The organism is Marinimicrobium koreense (assembly GCF_003762925.1).
GTDB classification, from domain to species: Bacteria; Pseudomonadota; Gammaproteobacteria; order Pseudomonadales; family Cellvibrionaceae; genus Marinimicrobium; species Marinimicrobium koreense.
Genome location: NZ_RJUK01000001.1, coordinates 177,078 through 195,450 on the forward strand (window position 1 = coordinate 177,078; position 18,373 = coordinate 195,450).

15 protein-coding genes are annotated in these 18,373 nt (G+C 57.9%); 7 read left to right on the forward strand and 8 right to left on the reverse strand.

The window, feature by feature from the left end; translation table 11 throughout:
• The first annotated feature begins 8 nt into the window (after positions 1 to 8).
• From EDC38_RS00825 to EDC38_RS00855, 7 genes are all read left to right on the forward strand, one after another.
• Positions 9 to 455 carry a copper chaperone PCu(A)C gene (locus EDC38_RS00825; RefSeq protein ID WP_123636917.1) on the forward strand — a complete coding sequence of 149 codons (447 nt, stop codon included), beginning with the start codon at positions 9 to 11 and terminating at the stop codon, positions 453 to 455.
• Between the two features lie 26 nt (positions 456 to 481).
• Complete coding sequence (locus EDC38_RS00830) at positions 482 to 1,555, forward strand: DUF2333 family protein (RefSeq protein WP_123636918.1); 1,074 nt, start codon at positions 482 to 484, stop codon at positions 1,553 to 1,555.
• 232 nt (positions 1,556 to 1,787) lie between these two features.
• Entirely contained in the window at positions 1,788 to 2,534 is a 747-nt protein-coding gene (locus EDC38_RS00835) for a CPBP family intramembrane glutamic endopeptidase (RefSeq protein WP_123636919.1), read from the forward strand.
• Between the two features lie 4 nt (positions 2,535 to 2,538).
• Positions 2,539 to 3,711: a sensor histidine kinase gene (locus tag EDC38_RS00840; RefSeq protein ID WP_123636920.1), complete on the forward strand. Its 1,173-nt coding sequence runs from the start codon at positions 2,539 to 2,541 to the stop codon at positions 3,709 to 3,711.
• Complete coding sequence (locus EDC38_RS00845) at positions 3,701 to 4,342, forward strand: response regulator (protein ID WP_170162824.1); 642 nt, start codon at positions 3,701 to 3,703, stop codon at positions 4,340 to 4,342. Before EDC38_RS00840 ends, EDC38_RS00845 begins: the two co-directional genes overlap by 11 nt.
• A 314-nt stretch (positions 4,343 to 4,656) precedes the next feature.
• Entirely contained in the window at positions 4,657 to 5,106 is a 450-nt protein-coding gene (locus tag EDC38_RS00850) for a c-type cytochrome (RefSeq protein ID WP_123636922.1), read from the forward strand.
• A gap of 74 nt (positions 5,107 to 5,180) precedes the next feature.
• Positions 5,181 to 5,582: an SMI1/KNR4 family protein gene (locus EDC38_RS00855; protein WP_024459619.1), complete on the forward strand. Its 402-nt coding sequence runs from the start codon at positions 5,181 to 5,183 to the stop codon at positions 5,580 to 5,582.
• A 72-nt stretch (positions 5,583 to 5,654) separates the two neighbouring features.
• On the opposite strand, the gene EDC38_RS00860 is transcribed toward EDC38_RS00855, so the two are convergent.
• The 8 genes from EDC38_RS00860 to EDC38_RS00895 form a co-directional block, all read right to left on the reverse strand.
• A complete protein-coding gene (locus EDC38_RS00860) occupies positions 5,655 to 7,370 on the reverse strand; it encodes a sodium:solute symporter family protein (RefSeq protein WP_123636923.1) in 1,716 nt (571 codons plus the stop codon).
• A gap of 3 nt (positions 7,371 to 7,373) precedes the next feature.
• On the reverse strand, positions 7,374 to 7,646 hold the full coding sequence (locus tag EDC38_RS00865; protein ID WP_024459621.1) for a DUF4212 domain-containing protein: 273 nt from the start codon (positions 7,644 to 7,646) through the stop codon (positions 7,374 to 7,376).
• Positions 7,647 to 7,710: 64 nt separating this feature from the next.
• Positions 7,711 to 8,775: a DUF5924 family protein gene (locus tag EDC38_RS00870; RefSeq protein ID WP_123636924.1), complete on the reverse strand. Its 1,065-nt coding sequence runs from the start codon at positions 8,773 to 8,775 to the stop codon at positions 7,711 to 7,713.
• A gap of 41 nt (positions 8,776 to 8,816) precedes the next feature.
• Positions 8,817 to 11,594, reverse strand: coding sequence for a DUF349 domain-containing protein (locus tag EDC38_RS00875; protein ID WP_123636925.1), 2,778 nt, complete (start codon positions 11,592 to 11,594; stop codon positions 8,817 to 8,819).
• 56 nt (positions 11,595 to 11,650) lie between these two features.
• On the reverse strand, positions 11,651 to 12,757 hold the full coding sequence (locus EDC38_RS00880; protein ID WP_123636926.1) for a phosphoribosylaminoimidazolesuccinocarboxamide synthase: 1,107 nt from the start codon (positions 12,755 to 12,757) through the stop codon (positions 11,651 to 11,653).
• A gap of 198 nt (positions 12,758 to 12,955) precedes the next feature.
• The gene (locus tag EDC38_RS00885) at positions 12,956 to 13,954 is read right to left on the reverse strand and encodes an LLM class flavin-dependent oxidoreductase (RefSeq protein WP_123636927.1); all 999 of its coding nucleotides are present in this window, start codon (positions 13,952 to 13,954) and stop codon (positions 12,956 to 12,958) included.
• Between the two features lie 355 nt (positions 13,955 to 14,309).
• Positions 14,310 to 17,357, reverse strand: coding sequence for a D-2-hydroxyglutarate dehydrogenase YdiJ (gene ydiJ, locus EDC38_RS00890; protein WP_123636928.1), 3,048 nt, complete (start codon positions 17,355 to 17,357; stop codon positions 14,310 to 14,312).
• Positions 17,358 to 17,809: 452 nt separating this feature from the next.
• The gene (locus EDC38_RS00895; protein WP_123636929.1) at positions 17,810 to 18,217 is read right to left on the reverse strand and encodes an MAPEG family protein; all 408 of its coding nucleotides are present in this window, start codon (positions 18,215 to 18,217) and stop codon (positions 17,810 to 17,812) included.
• Positions 18,218 to 18,373 lie beyond the last annotated feature (156 nt).

Genomic DNA, 18,373 nt, shown 5'->3' on the forward strand with positions numbered 1-18,373 from the left:
AACCTGTCATGTTGCGAGCCATACTTTTTGTGCTGGCGTTGGGGGTAGCGCCGGTCTGGGCGGAGGCGCCCACTGTTACCGTTACCGATGCAACCGTGCGAGTGCCCTTGCCGGGTAAAGACCTCACCTCGGCCTACTTTCTGTTGCATAACACGGGTGAGGAGGCGCGGTCGTTGGTGGCGGTGTCCGCCGAGTTCGCCGAGCGTGCGGAGCTGCACGAGCACCGCACGGAGGATGGCATGATGCGCATGCGTCAGGTGGATGCGGTGGAGATTCCCGCCGGCGAGAAGGTGCGCTTTGCCTCGGGGGGCTACCACGTAATGCTCTTTGGGCTTGAGCGACGCCCCCGCACCGGAGATCCGCTACAATTGATATTGACGTTTGATGATGGCAGTGAGCAGACCGTGAAGGCCTATGCGGTCAGCGTGTTTGACCGGCCCCATCACGACCACTAACGCATTTCACCGATCAGGAAGTCGCTATGCCCATGTCCAAAGCCAAACAGTTCTGGATCCACCTGCAGCGCAAGCTCCGGGATACCTTTGCCGACACCCGTGATGATGTCTCCCGGTTGGGGGTAAGGGTGAAAATTGGTTTGGCCGTATTGGGCCTGTACTTGTTGTTGGCGCTGGTAGTGGGCATTTACTGGAGCATGACCCCCGGTTTTTTCACCGTGGAAGACTATGTGACGGCACAGGTTGAAGAGCGCGGCGGAAAGCGTGAGCGAGGCGCAGTGATGACCTCGGCACTGATTGGCGTAGCGGAAACCCTGTTGGAAAAACCCGGTGGCTACCTGACCAATGACATCACCCCACCCGGCCTCTGGCTGGATAATATGCCGAGCTGGGAGTACGGCGTGGTCATTCAGGTGCGCGACGCCAGCAAAGCCATGCGTGAAGCGTTCAGCCGCTCCCAGTCTCAATCCCGCGAGGATCAGGATCTGGCGTTGGCCGAATCCCGCTTCAACTTCAATACCGACAGTTGGATCATGCCGGCCACCGAGCGCCAGTACCGCGAAGGCATTCAGTACACCCGTCGCTACCTTGATCGATTGACCGGCATCAGTGATCAGAACGCCGAGTTCTACACCCGCGCCGATAATCTTCGCTATTGGTTGAGCACTGTGGAAACCCGCCTGGGCAGCCTGTCGCAACGCCTCAGCGCCAGTGTCGGACAGCGACGACTGAATACCGACCTGCCTCTGCGTATGGGGGAACCCCAGGAAACTGAGCCAGGGGAGGTCATTGTGAAAACTCCCTGGACGCAACTGGATAACGTGTATTACGAAGCACGGGGCTCGGCCTGGGCTCTGATTCATCTGCTGAAGGCGGCGGAAATCGAGTTTGCCGACGTGCTCGATGACAAAAACGCCCGCGTCAGCCTGGGGCAGATCATTCGTGAGCTGGAAGCCACCCAGCGCTCGCTGATGAGCCCGATGATCCTCAATGGCAGCGGCTTTGGTCTGCTGGCCAACCACTCCCTGGTAATGGCCTCCTATATCTCCCGCGCCAATGCGGCGTTGATTGATTTGCGGAGTTTGTTGGATCGGGGATGAACCAGCGTTGGAGATCCAGGAGCGTTGTTGCGCTTTTTCAGTGCTGGATTCGGCTGGTTTATTATTCCAAAAAAATATAAAAACTTTCATTGAAAGCTGGCTGCTAATCACCCCTCTGTAGATTCCGTACCTGGTTTGGACGGGGTCCTTTAGGTCATGTGACCTTCGGCACTATTCTTCATGACTCTAATCCTATTAGTCTGTAGAGACAGTCTACTAATGGGATAAGGTCATGAAGAAGACAATGCGAGAACAAAGAGTCACTCTAATCTATTTGGCCTCCACGATTCTGGTGATGGCGTTGCTCACGGTGATAGCTGTCCGAGTGTCCGTTGCTCCGATCATTTTCTTGGGAGTTATCAGTCCCCTGTTGTTGGCAGTGGCCTTCAGCTATTATGAGAGAGGATGGGGTGGCATCAAAGAACTATTCTGTCATCCCCCAGGTTTCAACTTCAAAGCTCTAGCGACTGGTTGTGCTATATTCCTGCCTCCTGGATTAATGATGCTTAGCATAGCGATAAGTCATGACGAGTGGGTGGCGCCAAATTTCAGTGAAGTGTTAGCAAAAATTCCTTTTTTAATGGTGCTGATGGCAGGAGAGGAGTTTGGCTGGAGGAGATATGCTTTTGATCGATTGTCGAGAGAGTTTAGTTTCATGCTTTCGGCTAATATTGTTGGTGTTGCGTGGTTAGTTTGGCATTTTCCGGGCTATCTGGTTGGTATGGGAACGCCTGATGGTTTGCCATTTTGGTTTTTTGGGTTAATGGTGGTTCCTGCCAGTATTCTTTTGGCATTTTTATATCGCTGGACCCGCAATGTGTACTTGGTCATTCTAGCGCATGTTTCCTCAAATGCGGGGTTCATTGGCTTGCCGCTGTTGCCGGAGGTCGCCGGCAGTACGTCTGCATTCGCTGTATATACCGGGCTGCTTTGGTTGTTGGTGGCGCCGTTACTCTTAAACAAAAAGTTCTGGTTGTAGAAAAGTGAATTCTATATCGAGTGGAGTTTCACTCTGGGTAAGACTGACCATCGTCGGGCTGACGCTGGTGGGCAGTTATTTTGTTGTGAGCTCCATAACAACCTTGGGGCAGAGTTGGGCGCTCGGTCTTCTGCTTCTGTTTGTGTGTTGCACGTTTACGGTTATCTCTGATCATGCGCGGCGATTGAGACAGGTTGTTCTGATTTTGATGTTCGTGGTCATCTTGATTTTGACTTTCCTGGTCCATCAGCATCTGGCAATGCTTTTTTTGGTGGTTTGTCTTATTGCTGTTGAGTCGCTGCCCAGAAGACTGTCGATAGTGTGGATTGGTATGTGTGTTCTCGCTGTTTTTGTTTGTGAGGTTTTTGATGGCAGATCAGAGACAGGGCTTCAAGATGCGATTGTAAACAGCTTTATAACTCTTCTTGTAAGTGGTTTTGCAATTCTTCGTGTTGACGCTGAAATAGGACGGAAGCGGACCCGGAAGCTCGTCCGTGAGCTGGAAATTAAGAACAAAAAGCTCGCAATCTATGCGGCTGAACACGAATATCAGTCGCGATTGAAAGAACGTCAGCGATTGTCGCGCGAGTTGCACGATACTCTCGGTCACAAGCTAACCACGTCTATAGTTCAAATGGAAGCTGCCGAGAAGCTGGTTGAGGAGCAGCCTGGCAGGGCAAAAGGTATGATTAGGGATTCACAGAGTCTATTAAGAGAAGGGCTGGAAGAGACGCGTGATATGGTTCGCTTTCTGGATCACGATAGTCCTGGAGAGAGCTTCCTGTCTAGAGATCTCTCGGTTTTGGTTAAAAGTTTTCAATCAGCCACAGGTTTGGCTGTTGACCTTCGGCTGAAGATTGGTGAGAGCGGAGTTTCTTCCGAAGTGAAGCGTCATATTTTTCGAATCGTTCAGGAATCCTTAACCAATATTTCCCGTCACGCAAAAGCTACTGAGGTTTGCATTACCCTTACCCATGATAAAATTATAAGGCTGCTTATTGAAGATAACGGTCAAAGTGTGATTTATTCCTCTGGAGAGAACCTGCCACAGTCGAAAACCATTGAGAGTCGTGTTTCTGAGCTTCGGGGGAATTTGAAGTTTTACCGGGAGGGGGTGTTGACTGTTCTGTGTGTTGAAATTCCACTTTTTCCCAGAGGGGATGGCAGTGGTGATTAATGTTATGCTTGTTGATGACCAAAAGCTGATGCGCGATGGGCTCAAAGTCTTGTTGGAGTATGAGGGCGATTTCGTGGTTGTTGCTGAGGCCAATAATGGAGAGGAGGCGGTGGATCTTTATAGGATTAACATGCCAGACGTGGTGTTGATGGATATTGAAATGCCCAAGATGAACGGGATTGATGCTATTCGAAGCATTAATCTTATAGATCCAAATGCTCGTATTTTGGTGCTCACAACCTTTGGTCAGGAGCGCTATGTACATGATTCGCTGATAGAGGGAGCTCGAGGTTTTCTGTTAAAAGCTGTATCTGGAGAAGAGCTTGCAGCTAATATTCGGAAAGTTGTAAAGGGAGAGTCCGTTCTCGATGCTCAATCCACAGAGTTGCTTCTGAAGAGCTATAGAAAAATATCGGCGGCACGGTATCTTAATGAAAAGCAATTGTTGAATGATCGAGAGAAACAGATTCTAGAGCTCATTGCGGAAAATCGGAGTAACCAGGATATTGCAACTAAACTCCACTTGGCTGAGGGAACAGTGAAAAATTATGTCAGTCAGATCCTGGAAAAACTTCAAGTTTGTAGTCGGGGTCAAGCTGTCACGTCTGCACGAGAAAAGGGGTTAATTTGATCTGTTTTAAGAGTCCAGAGCTTATCAATCGCGTTGATGTGGAGTTAATGAATAATTTAACTCTTACGATTAGGAAGACAGTTTCTTTGTTAATCTTTTTCAAAGTAATTTGCAGGGACAGATGAGATAGGGTTGCCGGCACCTATTTGACTAATTTTCGATCAATTCTTGATCTGGCTCAAATGAGCTCGCTATAGACCCCCCGAAAGCAGTGGTTAGGGTTGCGAAACTCCCACCGTCGACAACACTTAATAGATCTCGAATCGGGTTGTAAGGATTCAGACTTTGTTCGATGTCGGCTAGAGGTGGCCACCATGAAACACTCATTACTCTTTGCGTTCGTGTTTTTTCTGACAGCGTGCAGTCAGGGACCGGAATCACCCCGGGGGTTCAGTCTGCCCGAAGGGGATCTTGAGCGGGGCGAGCAGGTGTTTGTCCAGTATGATTGTCTGTCCTGCCATCGGCTGCAGGGCTATGATGCGGTGGTGACGGAACGTGAGCTGGACACGCCGATCATTCTCGGTGGCACCGTCACCAAGGTCAAAACCTACGCCGAGCTTCTGACTTCCGTCATCAATCCCTCCCATCGGCTGGCCAGCGGCTATCAGGATGAGCAGATCATGGATGACGCCGGGCAGTCGTTGATGCGTAACTACAACGATATCATGACCGTTAGTGAACTGATTGACCTGGTGGCCTTTCTGGAGTCGTATTACGAGCTCAACCCCTACGCGCAGAGCCACTATCACATGTACTACCCCTGACAGGGGGCCCCGGCTTGTCATATGCCGGATGGGGCGCTAGCATTGACGTTCCTTTCGCAATGCAAGAGCCCACAATGGAAGAGACCCTGGAACGACTGAGGGCGGCGCACCAGCCGGTGCCGGTACCCCTGGAGCTGCCCAGTCACGAAGACCTGGTGGATGTGGAGGAGGAGGTGCTTCTGCCCATCCCGCGGGAGATGCGCCGTTTCCTGCTTCTGGCCAGTGACGTGGTTACCGGTTCGTTGGAGCCTGTGACTGCTGCTGACCCCCATGCCCATACCTACCTGCCCGAGGTGGCGGCGGTTGCCTGGTCGATGGGCCTGCCCCGTTACCTGTTGCCGCTGTGTGAGACCAACGGCAACTATTACTGCGTTGAGCCGGAGGGTGAAGTCCTGTTCTGGCGCGATGGCGATCTGACCGATGAGAGCTGGGATGATGTCTGGCGCTGGATTGATGAGGTTTGGCTCGAGAGCTGATAAGCAGGGCATTAAAAAAGGGAGCAGACGCTCCCTTTTTTAATGCCGGGTTTAAATACTGGTGTGGGCGGGTCAGTGGGCGCTGGGGCCGCTTGAGCCCTGAGGGAAGCGGATGCTTTCCACCAGGTCCTGGACATGCGGCGGCGCATCCGGGGTGAATTGGCGCACGGTCAGAGCCACGGCCAGGTTCAGCAGCATGCCGACAAACCCGATGCCTTCCGGAGAGATGCCCAGTAGCCAGTATTCCGCGGTGTTGGGCAGCAAGGGTTCGAAGAATACCCCCTTGAATATCAGAATATAGCTGGCGGTGAACACCAGTCCGGTGAGCATGCCCGCGACGGCGCCCCACTGGTTCATGGGTTTGAAGAAAATCCCCATGATGATCGCCGGGAAGAAGCTCGCCGCCGCCAGGCCAAAGGCGAAAGCGACCACCTCGGCGACAAAGCCCGGCGGGTTGATGCCCAGGTAGCCCGCCACCCCGATCGCCCCGGCGGCCGCCAGGCGCGCCGCCATCAGCTCCTGTTTCTCGGTGATCCGGGGCATGAGGTTGCGTTTGAGCAAATCGTGGGAGATTGAGGTGGAGATCACCAATAACAGCCCGGCGGCGGTAGACAGCGCGGCGGCCAGGCCACCGGCGGCCACCAGGGCGATCACCCAGTTGGGCAGCTCGGCGATTTCCGGGTTGGCCAGTACCAGAATATCCGGGTCGATGGTCATTTCATTGCGGCTGTCATTGCTGTAAAACAGCCGCCCATCGCCGTTTTCATCCTGCCACTGGATCAGCCCCGTGGTTTCCCAGGTGTCCACCCAGGAGGGCATGTTTTCCCGGGCTACCCCCTGGCCCTCGGGGCCATTGATGGTCTCGATCATGTTGGTGCGTGCAAAGGCGCCCACGGCCGGGGCGGTGGTGTAGAGCACGGCGATAAACAGCAGGGCCCAGCCGGCGCTCTTGCGGGCGTCGCGCACTTTGGGGACGGTGAAAAAGCGCACGATGACGTGGGGCAGGCCCGCCGTGCCCACCATCAGCGCGGCGGTAATGCAGAACATGTCGATGGTGGACTTTTTCCCCTCGGTGAAGGCGGTAAAGCCGAGCTCCCGGGATAACCCGTCGAGCTTGTCGAGCAGGTGGGTGCCCGAGCCGTCGGCCAGGGTATCGCCAAAGCCCAGCTGTGGAATCGGGTTACCGGTGATCATCAGGCTGATGTAAATCGCCGGTACCGTGTAGGCAAAAATCATCACGCAGTATTGGGCCACCTGGGTGTAGGTAATGCCCTTCATACCGCCGAGCACCGCGTAAAAGAACACCACTCCCATACCGATCAGCACGCCGGTGGTCACATCCACTTCCAGAAAGCGGGAGAACACCACCCCGACCCCGCGCATCTGTCCGGCCACATAGGTGAACGACACAAAAATCGCGCACACCACGGCAACGGTGCGGGCCATCTGGGAGTAGTAGCGATCGCCAATGAAATCCGGCACGGTGAACTTGCCAAATTTGCGCAGGTAGGGGGCCAGGCATAAGGCCAGCAGCACATAACCGCCGGTCCAGCCCATGAGGTAGACGCTACCGTCATAACCGAGAAAGGCGATCAGGCCGGCCATGGAAATGAAGGATGCTGCGGACATCCAGTCGGCGGCCGTGGCCATGCCGTTGGCTACCGGGTGTACACCACCGCCGGCAATGTAGAAGTCGCCGGTACTGCCGGCCCGGGACCAGACCGCGATGCCAATATAGAGCGCGAAGGTGGCGCCAACCACCAGGTAGATGAGCGTTTGGGCTTCCATGAACTACTCCTCGTCTTCCCGGACACCAAAGCGGCGGTCCAGCTGATTCATTTTGTACACGTAGACAAAAATCAGGACCAGAAAGGTGTAGATGGAACCCTGCTGGGCAAACCAGAAGCCCAGCTTGAAGCCACCCATGCGAAATTGATTGAGCCAGTCCACCAGCAGGATGCCCGCACCAAACGAGACAATGAACCAGATGCTGAGAAGCACCGCCAGCAACTTGATATTCGCCCGCCAATACTCTCTGGCGGCTTCCTTGGACGCAAAAGCCATAGTAGAACTCCGGTTATTATGCTTATCGGTAAGTCTTCAAGTGAAAAGGAAAATAAGGGGTCTGTCAATTCCCGATATCGGTAACCTCAAAGCGCAGCACGCCAATCATCTGGCGCGCTTCGGTCACCACCTGGACTTGCCAATGGCCCACCGCCTGTTTCGGGAAGTGCTGCTTGTGGGTCCAGGCCCGGTATCCCTCTTTGCGACCGCCCTGAATATCCAGTGCAATGGTGTCGACGATTTCGCCGTTCAGGCGCCAGACATGGTAAATCCGCTCGTTCAGCCCGCGCGGCGCGCGGATCGCCGTGTAGGCATAGAGCCCTTCCTGGTGTAGCTTGGTTTCGCTCAGTTGCGTCAGGCGGTTTCCCGGTGCTTTGTCCTGAATATCGATATCGGTGCTCACCGCCACCTGAGTCAGCCAGAGGGTGGCCGGGGGCACCCAGAGGCGTCCGTACCAGCCCGCGAGGCCGAGGGCGGCAACCACCCCGATCAGGGCCAGGCTGCGCCACCAGCGCCGGGGCGGCAGCGCACTGATGACACTGGGAATGGCCAGCAGCACGGCGATGCCGAGCGCCAGAGGGTAGCTCTGGGCGGTACTCAGATGCAGGATGATCGGCAGTGCGGTGAGCATGACCGCGAACAAGGCCAAGGCGTGAAAGCCGAGAAACAGCCAACGTCGCTTGGCCAGATGGTTGTAATAGAGCGGGTCAATGACCGAGACCAGCGCTGCGGCGCACAGCAGCCCCATAAACAGCGTCTGCCCGCTGTTCCAGGTGACCGTGAAAAAGAAAAACGGCAGGACGAAAAACAGACTCTCCTGGTGCACCATCTGGGTGATGAAGTGCAGAGCGGGGCGTGGGACTTTCAGCTTCAGCAGGCGCAGCGCGTTGCGCCGCAAGGTGTTCTCGAACATCAGCCAGAGCCAGCTGGCCATCATCAACACCGCGACCACCTGGGCGAGTGCGGGTTTGCGCTCGACCAGAACGAAGCTGCCAAGGCCGAACAGAAAACCCGCCAGCGCCAGCACTTTGGGGTAGCGCTTGAAGGTGGCAATCAGCCTGTTCAGCGCCCGGCGAGACCAGGCAGGGCGTTCAATGGTCTGTGCGGGTGTTTCGCCGGGTTGTTCCATAAGTATCCGATGGGACCGCTAACGTCTGGGTGAGACGGAGATCAGTGCGGCTGGAATCGTGTCAGCAGTTGGGTGTATTCCGGATCGGGGACACCCCCCAGGGTCAACCATTCCAGCAGCAGTGATTCCGCTGTGTCAGACCGTTGACCCAGGCCCTGCTGTAATTGTTCCATCTGATAGGCCATTCGGCGCGCCTTGTCGGACTCGGGGGATTCCTGACCGGTCGCGATTTCCTTGCGGATACACAGCAGACGCAGGGCCTCCAGGTTCTCCGTCTGGACCGCAGATGTCAGGCTGGCCGCCCGTTCCAGGCGTTGATTCAAAATGGCCTGGCTGTCGCCGGGCCAGTGCTCCACGGCCTCCAGCGCGATGCTCGCCTCTTCCTGGGCTGCGGTGGTATCGCCGCCTTCAAGGCTGGCCAATTCAAGCGCGCGCACCGCTTCGGCGGCGTTGAACAGCTGCTGGCGCTGGCGCTCTTTAGCCTGGCGGCGAGCGTTTTTGTGCTGCTCATCCAGGGCTTTGAGCGTCTGGTAGAAGGCGTCATTGAGGGCCTGCGCCTGCTGGCGGGGAAGCTCTTTCAGAGCCTGGAACTGGCTCTTGAGTTCATCGATCCGCGCCCGCTGTGCCCCGGGGGTATCCAGTGGTTGCTGTTGCAGCGTCTTGAGTGCCTTGATCAGGGACTCCGCTTCCTCGGCCTGGGCCTGGCGCGCCTGATCGGCCGCCTCAAACTGGGCTTGCCGGCGGGCGAAGATGGCGTCGCAGTGTTCGCGGAATTGCTTCCACAGGGCCTGATCTTCGCGGGGGCGGCACTGGCCGACCTGTTTCCACTGGACCTGAAGGTCTTTGGCGCCTTCAATGGCCTGATGCAGATCGCTCTGCTCGCGCAATTGCTCGGCTCGTTGTACCAGTAATTCTTTTTCAGCCCGGTGCGCATCGTAGGCTTCCCCCAGCTTGGCGTGCAGTTGATCCATCAGAGGCTCAAACCGCTCTTCCTGGGCTTTGACCGCCTGGCGCGGCACCGGCCAGGCATCGCGCCACTCGCGCCGTGCCTGCTTGAGGGTGTGCTCGACGTCTTTCCACACTGGGCTGTCCCAGTGATAGCCGTTCAGGTAGAGCTGCACCTGCTCGATCAATTCCTCCCGCTTGGCCTGGTTGGCTTCGCGCTCTCTGGCCTGGGCTTCGAAGAACTCCTTGCAGGGCTCGAAGGCGCGATGCGAGGCCTCCTGAAACTGGTGCCACAGGTCCTCGTCGTGATGGGGCACGCCCTTGCTGACTTCCCGCCAGTCATCCTGGAGGTGATGAATCTTGCGGGCCAGCTCTTCCGGGTTCATGGTGCTGTGTTCCAGGGCCTGCATGGAGCGAATGAGTGCTTCTTTCTTGGGAGTGACCGCGAATTCATGCCAGTCGCTCAAGCGTTCAATCGCCTGATCCAGCTCCTCCAGCTTGCTCGCCAGGTGGGCCGGGATGTGCTCCAGGGTTTCCCGCTTCTCCTGGCTGGCGCGATGCAAACCCCGCGCCCGCCGTACCTGGCCGCGCTGCGCGGCACTCAGCCCCTGGCGCACCAGGCCTTCGACCTCACGAATGTGCTTGCGCTGGGATTGCTCTTTGGCCTTCTCCTGTTGCTCCAGCGCATTCAGGGCGTTTATCGCGTCCTGAACGGGGGCGGGGCGATCGTTCTCCGGCCACTGGCGGGCGGTTTTCACCAGTTGTTTGAGGACCTTGCGGGCCTGTGCGCTCTGCTCCGGCTGATTCAATTGGGGGGTCCACTGTTCCAGAGGGCCGTGCTCGCGCAGAAGTGCCAACAGCTCGTTCAGCTGGTGAATCTGGCGCTCCAACGATTCGCGCTCGCGCTTGGGTAAGGCATCGGTTTCCAGGGCTTTCAGCGATTCGCCGGCGCTATTGAGCTGTTCGGGCCACTGGTCACCGAGCAGTGTCTCCCTGTCAGCGCTGTACAGTTCGCTACCGAACTGCTTGAGTTGGGCGTGAAGCTCGGTCAGTCGGTTTTGCGCCTCGCTCTGGCGGGCCTGCTCGGCTTCTTCCCGAGCCGCCAGTTGTGCCTCCAGCTCGGCCCGTTCGGTCTGTTTGTCGCGATACTGATCCAGTGCCTGCTGGTAGCGTTGGGCAAGTTCCTGCGGCGGGGTAATGGGCAGGGCGGTCCAGTCCTGATGCAGCTTGTCGAGCTTGGCGTCGAACAGCGGGTCCTGTTCGGTGCGCAGCAGTTGCTCGAGCTTCTCACAGATCACCAGCGCGTGGGCTTCGGCCTCGGCACGTCGGGCGTCCTCCGCCTTGAAGGCCTCCAGTCGCTGTTTGGCGAGCTTGTACACGGTTTTGTCCCGACCCTGGGCGGCTTTGTGCAGTTTTTCCAGCTCCGGGCGGGTGGTGATTTTCTCGGCCGCTGCCCGACGGATCTGGATGCTGGCCCCGTTCACCGCCAGCTCCAGCAGCAGTTCGGGCTCGTTGATCTGTTCGAGTACCGCCTGGCCGGCCCGGGACGAGTAGCTGCTCAGGGCCAGTAACTGGGCCTCATCGGACACCGCTTTGGACAGTTCTTCCAGACTCAGGTGCTCTTCTTCCAGTAATTGGCCGATGCGCTTGCGCGCGGCCTGCTGGAGGCGGCCGTTGCCATCACCGAGCGAGAGGTTGAGCAGGGTCTGGTTGTAGCTCAGGTGGTTCAGGGCCGCCTCGCGCAGCGCTTCCTGGGTGTCGCTCTGTACCAGCGCCAGCAACTCCGACTCGGGGCGGTCTTCCAGCGCCTTGATCTGCTCGTCCAGAGAAGGTTGCTTGTTACGGGAACCAAATAGTCGCTTCAGTGGTGACATAAGAGTACAGGCTCGTCTGGGAAGTTCTTGGTTATTGTACGCCGTCGGGCGTGTCGTCAGTCCTGAATCAACCCGTACTGGCTGCGCAGGGTGTCGATAATCTCCGCCCGCGGGTTATCCGACAGCGCCAGCGGGCGGCCAATGATTTTCTCCGCAATACCCACATAGGTATCGGACACGCGCATCATCACCTCCCGGGGCAGTTCGGTCTGTTCGGCCAGCGCGGTGCGTTCGTCCATACGGCTTTTATCCAGCAGCACATCCGGGTCATCAAAGTAGTGTAGCAACTCCTGCCGGAAGGCTTCTTTGGACTGCTCGACAACTTTGCCCTCCCGGTATTGGGCGCCGTCCCAGATACGGGATGAGTCCGGCGTACCGACTTCGTCCATATAGATCAGCTTTTCCTGACCCTCGGCATTGCGGACATAGCCAAACTCGAACTTGGTGTCGACGAAAATCTGGTCGATCGTGGCCAGATCGTCGCTGATTACCCCAAAGCCCTCTTTGAGCAAGCGCTCGTAGGCGTCGATATCGCTGGGTGAGCGGAAGTTGAAGGCCTGATAGTGCCGCTCCAGATCGGCGCGGCTGATGTTGACGTCATCCGCCTCCGGCACACCATCCAGACCCTTGAGAATGCCTTTGGTGGAGGGGGTGATCAGCAGCTCGGGCAGTTTCTGGTCCCGCTCCAGCCCGTCGGGCAGAGTGATACCGCAGAAGGTGCGCTCACCCTTGTCGTAGGCGCGCCACATGGAGCCGGTGATGTACTGGCGGCAGATGGCCTCGATCATCACCGGTTGGGCTTTCTGCACAATCCACACCAGAGGGTGGGGAATATCCAGAATGTGGCTGTCGGCCAGCCCCTCTTCGCGAAAGCGCTGGAACCAGTGATTGGAAATGGCGTTCAGCGCCGCGCCCTTGCCGGGTACGCCGTTCATGCCGCCTTCGCCTTTCCAGAGGCATTCGAAGGCAGAAATCCGGTCGCTGATGACCATGATCGCCAGGGGGGTGTCCGGGGCGACGGGGTAGCCTTTTTCCCGGATCAGGCGCTCGCTGTCGGCGGTGGTCAGCCAGTAAACCGAGCGGACCTTGCCGCTGTGCACGGGCCGGTCGGTCCGGATGGGAAGGTCGTTATTTACTGCCAGTACTGAGTCCGCAAGCCGCATAGTCGAAGATCCGAAAGTCCGCCGCACACGTCAGGCTGCGTGCGCTGAAATAGTCCAGGGCGCCGGGCCGCGCCAAACGCCGGATGATAGCAGATTTACGGGGTATAGGCAGGTGGCCTTGGGAATGGTGGTGACGGCGGATGCCGTGCTACCCGTAGGGCGGATAAGCGCGTAAGCGTGCATCCGCCGTCACCACCATCAATCGCGGCGCCGTAATTCGGAGAGTATTTGCAGTGCGTGCACACGCGCCGCCGGGTCGTACACATCAATGGTAAACATAAACTCATCAAAGGGCAGCTCCCGGCACAGAGCTTCCAGATCTTCCCGCACGGTATCGGGGCCACCGACCACCGCCAGGCTGAGAAAGTCCTTTACGGCGGCCTCTTCCTCGGGCGACCACAGCGGTGTCATATCCTCTACCGGCGGCTTCAACCACAGCGGCTGGCCGCGCAGCAGGGCCAGAATGCGCTGATGGCTGGTTGTGGCCAGGTAACGCGCTTCGGCATCGGTGTCCGCCGCAATCAGTGGAATCCCCAGAATGGCGTAAGGTTTGTCCAATACCTCAGAAGGCTGAAAATTTTCCCGGTAGACATGCAGGGCTTCACGGACCAGGCGCGGTGCGAAGTGGCCGGCGAAGGCGTAGGGTAGGCCTTTCTGCGCGGCAAGCTGTGCGCTGAACAGACTGGAACCCAGCAGCCAGATGGGCACTTCGGTGCCGGCGCCGGGAATGGCTTTGAGTTTCTGGCCGGGTTTCAGGGGCGCGAGCAGTTGCTGTAGTAACCCGACGTCCTGTGGGAAGTCGTCGGCGGAACGCATATCCCGGCGCAGCGCTCGCATGGTGATGGCGTCGGTGCCGGGCGCGCGGCCCAGACCCAGTTCAATGCGCCCCGGGTAGAGGCTGGCGAGGGTGCCAAATTGTTCGGCGATCACCAGCGGCGGGTGGTTGGGCAGCATGATGCCGCCGGAGCCGACCTTAATGCGTTCAGTGCCCCCGGCGATGTGGCCGATCAACACGGAGGTCGCGGAGCTGGCAATGCCTTCCATGTTGTGGTGTTCGGCCAGCCAGAAGCGTTCGAAGCCGAGTTGGTCCGCTTTTTGGGCGTAGCGAAGCGTGTCCCGTAGTGTTTCAGTGATGGAGCCGTCTTCTCTGACCGAAGCGAGTTCGAGTAGCGAGAATGTCTTTTCTTGGAGCAGCATACATCGGTCTCCAGTTTTGTCGTGATGTTCTGTGATGTGTAGAAAGGGAGCTTCGCGGTGAGGGGCTGCGGCTGGGTATACCCTTCCGAGACACGCCGTGAATACATCCTTGTAGGCTCATCACCCGCCATCCAGGCGGGTGACGGTCTCGGAAGGGTATACCCAGCCTCCGCGGTGCAAGCGTATCGTTTCGGGAAATAGCACCCAAGATAGTACTGGCACTGAGGCCCGAGGAGGGGAAAGCCTTTCAAGACCGTAGAGCGGGGGACCCGCGATCCGAGCCCCCAGGGATGGGTTAACGGCGTGTCTTGAAAGGCTTTCCCCTCCTTGGGCCGGGCGTTATGCACCTTTTACTTCACATCTGCGCCAACAACACCTGCACAGGATGGGGAATGGCGACATCGTCAATGCGTTTCACCTGAGAACGGCAGGAGTAACCGGTGGCAGTCAGTTTTCCCTCGTGTTCCGGATTTGCCAAGACCTCTGCCCATGATAGACCGTAAATTCTCTTCGACGTTTCAACGTTACTGGCCTCGTGCCCGTAAGTGCCCGCCATACCGCAACAACCGGTATCGATCACATTCAGGGTCTGTCCCAATGCACCGAACACCGCCTGCCAATCCTTGATCGATCCGGCCGCGTTGGTTTTTTCCGTGCAGTGGGCCAACAGCGAATAATCTCCCGGCTGCAACAAATTCGCGCGCGCTTCGAGCTGCGCTTTCTGCTCTGCCAGCCACTCCTGCAACAGGGCCACCTCAGGCGCCTCTTTGCCCAACACCTTCTGGTACTCGCTGCGATAAGCGAGGGTCATGGACGGCTCCAGTCCCACCAGAGGAATACCACTGCGGGCGAGATCGTTCAGGTGCTCGGCGTTTTTCACCGCCGCCTTGGCGAAGGGGCCGAGGAAACCGTGGACGTGGAGTGGTTTGCCGTTGGGTTTGAAAGGCGCCACCAGCGGCGTGAAGCCCAGCTTGGTCAGCAGGTCGAGGCTGTCCAATACCAACTGGGTTTCAAAATAGCTGGTGAAGGCGTCCTGCACCAGAATTACCGCTTTATCCCGCTGCTCTTGAGTGAGCGCCGCAATATTCTGGGCGCTGGCGTAACGGATTTTGCGTGTCTGCAGTTCGTTGTCCAGGGAGACGCCGGTAAGCAGCGGGCTGTCCACCATGCCGGCCACTTTGGCCATGAGGGCCTGCATAAACCGGGGCTTCATCAGGCCGTTGTACAGCCAGGGCACCTTGGCCAAGGTGGGCACCATAAATTCCAGCCCGCCGATAAAATAATCTTTCAATGGGCGCAGGTAGCGACCGTAATACAGCTCCAGAAACTTGCTGCGGAAGCTGGGTACGTCCACCTTGATGGGGCACTGACCGGTGCAGGACTTACAGGCCAGACAGCCCATCATGGACTCGTGGACTTCGTGGGAAAAGTCGTATTCGCCGCGCTTTTTGCCAATGGTGTTTTTGATGCGCGTCGGCAGGTTCAACAGGAACGACTGCTGGCGCGTCGCTTCGGATTCCTCGATCGCGTTCACGTCCCGCTCGCTCAACTGCTTGAGCCACTCGCGCACCAATGAGGCCCGACCTTTGGGGGTGTGGGTGCGCAGGCGCGTGCCTTTCCAGGAGGGGCACATGGCGTCGTTGGGGTTCCAGTTGTGGCACTGACCATTGCCGTTGCAGTGCATGCCCTCGCTGTAACCTTCCCAGACCTGCACCGGAATTTTCCGGTCCTGCTGACCGCGGGTGGTGACGCCGTCAATCTTGAGCAGTTCCAACTCCGGCGCGGGCGTGGCAATTTTGCCCGGATTCAACTGATTGCGCGGATCGAAGGCGGCTTTCAGTCGTTGCAACTGCGGGTAGAGTTCGCCGAAAAATTCCGGCGCGTATTCGGCGCGCACGCCCTTGCCGTGTTCGCCCCAGAGCAGGCCTTTGTATTTTTTGACCAGCTCAACCACTTGGTCGGTGATCGGGCGGATCAGGGCTTCCTGTTCCGGATCTTTCATGTCGATGGCGGGGCGCACGTGGAGTACTCCCGCGTCCACATGGCCGAACATGCCGTAGGTCATGCCGCGCTCATCCAGTACCTGACGGAACTCCATGATGAAGTCGGCCAGGTTTTCCGGCGGCACAGCGGTATCTTCCACGAAGGGAATGGGACGGGCTTCACCTTCGGCATTGCCCAACAGGCCCACGGATTTTTTGCGCATGGCCCAGATTTTTGCGACCGACGCCGAACCCCATGCGAGGCTGTAACCCAAGCGGCCTTTACTGACATCGGTGTCGGCATCCAGTTGATCGGTCAGCGCTTTGACCGCGGCTTCCAGTTCTTCCTCGCTGTCGGCGGTGTACTCCACCAGGTTGATGCCCTGAATCGGCTCGCCGCTCTCCGCTGGCGGAAAGAACTCGGACACGCTGTGCCAGACGATGTCGTTCATCGCCAGATTGAGCACCTTCGAGTCCACGGTTTCGATGGCGGTGGGTTCGGCTTTCATCAGCTCGGTGGCATCGCGCAGCGCCGCGTTAAAGTCCCGGTAGTTAACATTCACCAACGCGGAGACCTTGGGGATGGGCAGCAGGTTGAGCTTGGCCTCGGCGATAAAGCCCAGGGTGCCTTCGCTGCCGCACAGCACGCTGTTCAGATCAAAGCGACCTTCGGGTGTGCGCACATGGGCAAAATCGTAGCCGGTCAGGCAGCGATTGAGCTTGGGAAATTTGGCGTCGATCAGCTCGGCGTGGTCGGTGTGAATCTGATTGAGTGTCTTGTGTACCTCGCCCGGGCGATCCTCGCGCTGGCTGACTTCGGTCAGCTCGGCGTCGTCCATGGGGCGGGAGGTCCAGTCGCTGCCGTCGAGCAATACGGTACGCAGCTCCAGCACGTGGTCCCGGGTTTTGCCGTAGCGGCAGGAGCCCTGGCCGGAGGCGTCGGTGTTGATCATGCCGCCGATGGTGGCCCGGTTGCTGGTGGACAGATCCGGGGCGAAGAACAGTCCGTGGGGCTTGAGGGCCGCGTTCAACTGGTCTTTCACCACGCCGCATTGGACCCGCGCCCAGCGCTCCTCGACGTTGATTTCGAGGATCTGGTTCATGTATTTGGAGGTGTCCACCACCAGTCCGTCGGTGAGGGACTGGCCATTGGTGCCGGTGCCGCCACCGCGGGGGCTCAAGACGATGTCCTGATAATCGGGCTGGTCGCTGAGCCGGGCCAGGATCACCAGGTCGTCCACGTTTTTGGGGTAGATGACGCCCTGGGGCAGGACTTGGTAGATGGAGTTGTCGGTCGCCAGCACGGTGCGGTTGGCGTAGTCCGGGTTCAGGTCGCCCTGAAAGTCGGATTGGCGCAGGGCCTCAATAAACGCGAGGTAGCGGCTCTGGACGGGGGAGGTATGGCGTATGCTCGGTATCATCTGGTCGTTACGGCTCTCGACAATGGGTGCAATATTCTACGGGTTTGGGGTGGGTTTCTCCAATTCTCGTATGGTGTTTTTGAGCTTCGTAGTGGACGCTCCGCCTGGGTATACCCTCACGAGACACGCCGTAAATACATCCATGTAGGCTCATCACCCGCCGTCCAGGCGGGTGACGGTCTCGTGAGGGTATACCCAGCCTCCGCAGTGCCAACTTCTCGTTCAGGGAAATAGCACCTAACGGTTAAATTGCCGGCGAACGCCCGAGGTTGTTTGTGATGCTGAGGGCCGTGAAGGGGATCTTCTTTCAAGACCGTGGAGCGGGGGACCCGCGATTCGAGCCCCCAGGGATGGGTTTACGGCGTGTCTTGAAAGAAGATCCCCTTCACGGTCCGGACGTTATGCCAGTTTGGGCCTGTTGTCAGGATTTGCCGCCAACAACTTATCCGCTGCTAAACCCGACTCCCCAGCTGCAACGCAATCACCACCCAAATGGCCACCAACAACAGGTTGCTCGCCATAAATGCTATGAACCTATGCATTACGTTGTTGTAGCCCATATGGATGAGACCGTGCACCACCCGCAGCGCCACAAACCCCCAGGCCAGCGCCACCGGGCCATTGAGTCCCATGGCCAGACTGGTGACGCAGGCGAGGTAGAACAGGATCGGCACCTGAAACAGGTTGTCATAATGACGCGCCGCCGCCAGCGCCCGTGCCGGAGCGGCCTGATCTGGCGGGTAGAGCCGAAAATAGCCAATTGACACCGTGCCCTTACGCACCGCCAAGATCCGCAGGGTCAGCAAATAGAGAGCGACGCAGAGCGTCCAGAACATCAGGGCGAGCATGGGTTTCAGCATGATTTCTCCTTTATATGACGCAAGGTTCCGCAGGTTGGACCAAACTCCGCTAAAGGCAAGCAGGGCGCCGTTTTACCTCGGAGGGCAGGGCATTGGGTGGGCTTTTCCCAAACCCTCTCTTCAGGGAAGAAGAGAGGGAGCCCCATGGATGGGTTC

Excerpts from the sequence above, each read along its gene's own strand:
- EDC38_RS00870 (WP_123636924.1), bottom strand. The coding sequence starts at position 8,775 with ATGGAACAACCCGGCGAAACACCCGCACAGACCATTGAACGCCCTGCC.
- EDC38_RS00885 (WP_123636927.1), bottom strand. The coding sequence starts at position 13,954 with ATGCTGCTCCAAGAAAAGACATTCTCGCTACTCGAACTCGCTTCGGTC.
- EDC38_RS00825 (WP_123636917.1), top strand. The coding sequence starts at position 9 with ATGTTGCGAGCCATACTTTTTGTGCTGGCGTTGGGGGTAGCGCCGGTC.
- EDC38_RS00880 (WP_123636926.1), bottom strand. The coding sequence starts at position 12,757 with ATGCGGCTTGCGGACTCAGTACTGGCAGTAAATAACGACCTTCCCATC.
- EDC38_RS00895 (WP_123636929.1), bottom strand. The coding sequence starts at position 18,217 with ATGCTGAAACCCATGCTCGCCCTGATGTTCTGGACGCTCTGCGTCGCT.
- EDC38_RS00855 (WP_024459619.1), top strand. The coding sequence starts at position 5,181 with ATGGAAGAGACCCTGGAACGACTGAGGGCGGCGCACCAGCCGGTGCCG.
- EDC38_RS00865 (WP_024459621.1), bottom strand. The coding sequence starts at position 7,646 with ATGGCTTTTGCGTCCAAGGAAGCCGCCAGAGAGTATTGGCGGGCGAAT.
- EDC38_RS00860 (WP_123636923.1), bottom strand. The coding sequence starts at position 7,370 with ATGGAAGCCCAAACGCTCATCTACCTGGTGGTTGGCGCCACCTTCGCG.
- EDC38_RS00835 (WP_123636919.1), top strand. The coding sequence starts at position 1,788 with ATGAAGAAGACAATGCGAGAACAAAGAGTCACTCTAATCTATTTGGCC.
- EDC38_RS00850 (WP_123636922.1), top strand. The coding sequence starts at position 4,657 with ATGAAACACTCATTACTCTTTGCGTTCGTGTTTTTTCTGACAGCGTGC.
- EDC38_RS00830 (WP_123636918.1), top strand. The coding sequence starts at position 482 with ATGCCCATGTCCAAAGCCAAACAGTTCTGGATCCACCTGCAGCGCAAG.
- ydiJ (WP_123636928.1), bottom strand. The coding sequence starts at position 17,357 with ATGATACCGAGCATACGCCATACCTCCCCCGTCCAGAGCCGCTACCTC.
- EDC38_RS00875 (WP_123636925.1), bottom strand. The coding sequence starts at position 11,594 with ATGTCACCACTGAAGCGACTATTTGGTTCCCGTAACAAGCAACCTTCT.